Below are 1,067 nucleotides of genomic sequence, written 5' to 3'. Positions count from 1 at the left end.
TTCGGTGCCCGGCATGGTACCACCGTTACCGGGCCAAGCTTATAGTTGCCAACGACAACGAGGCATTTGCTGTCGCCGCCTAACCGGCACTAGCGACAACGGGGTTCGGGAGGCACCTGGCAACAGAAGCCTCCCACTCCCGTTCCCTGGGCGGCCGGGGCGGCCGACATTTGTCAATCCCGGCCTTTCGGCGCGCTGCCGGGCGGGCTACAGTGTCAGCGCCATGGAGGATAACACACTCCGCTATGACGCCTGGATCGAACAGGCGCTCAGACAGGTCATCCGGCGCGCCCTGAACATCGTCGCCACCGAGGGCCTGCCCGGGGACCATCACTTCTACATCACCTTCATGACCGACGAGGAAGACGTGGTCATGCCGGCCAGCCTCAGGGAGAAGTACCAGGACGAGATGACCATCGTCCTGCAGCACCAGTTCGACAGCCTGACCGTGCTGGAGGACGGCTTCGAGGTGACCCTCTACTTCGGCGGCTCGCCGATGCGGCTCGCCGTCCCCTTCGCCGCCGTCACTTCCTTCGCCGACCCGTCGGTCAACTTCGGCCTGCAACTGAAGACCATGAGCTTCGACGGCCTGGAGGACGAACTGGACGACGACCTGCTGCCCGAGGACCTGGGCCTGGACCCGATGATGCTGGCGGACGAGGAGCACGTCCGCCCGACCTCCAACCAGGACGACGCCAAGGCCGGCGACGGCGACAAGTCCGGCCAGGTCATCGCCCTCGACGCCTTCCGCAAGAAGAGCTAGCCCCCAGCCCCCGGCCACGCGAGCGATGCCATGAGCGATTACCGGCACCACCCCCTGTTTGCCATGGGCGACGACGCCACGCCCTACCGCCGGCTCACCGGCGATTACGTCTCCGTCGACAGGTTCGACGGCCAGGACGTGCTCAAAGTGGATGCGGAGGCCCTGAAGCTGATCACCTTCGAGGCCTTCAAGGACATCTCGCACCTGCTCAGGCCCGACCACCTGAAGCAACTCGCCGGCATCCTCGACGACCCGGAGGCCTCCGACAACGACCGCTTCGTCGCCATGGATCTGTTGAAGAACG

The 1,067-nt window shown here is 65.2% G+C and carries 2 protein-coding genes; both read left to right on the top strand.

From position 1 onward, the window contains the following. Nucleotides 1–223 precede the first annotated feature (223 nt). On the top strand, nt 224–763 hold the full coding sequence (locus MJD61_01385) for a ClpXP protease specificity-enhancing factor SspB (GenBank protein MCG8553929.1): 540 nt from the start codon (nt 224–226) through the stop codon (nt 761–763). A gap of 30 nt (nt 764–793) precedes the next feature. Further along, nucleotides 794–1,067, top strand: a 274-nt coding sequence (locus MJD61_01380) for a fumarate hydratase (GenBank protein ID MCG8553928.1), incomplete at its 3' end; no start/stop codon positions are given.

The organism is Pseudomonadota bacterium (assembly GCA_022361155.1).
Taxonomy (GTDB): domain Bacteria; phylum Myxococcota_A; class Polyangia; order Polyangiales; family JAKSBK01; genus JAKSBK01.
The sequence above is the reverse complement of the archived record's forward strand: the minus strand, read 5'-3'. Positions and strand labels throughout refer to the sequence as shown.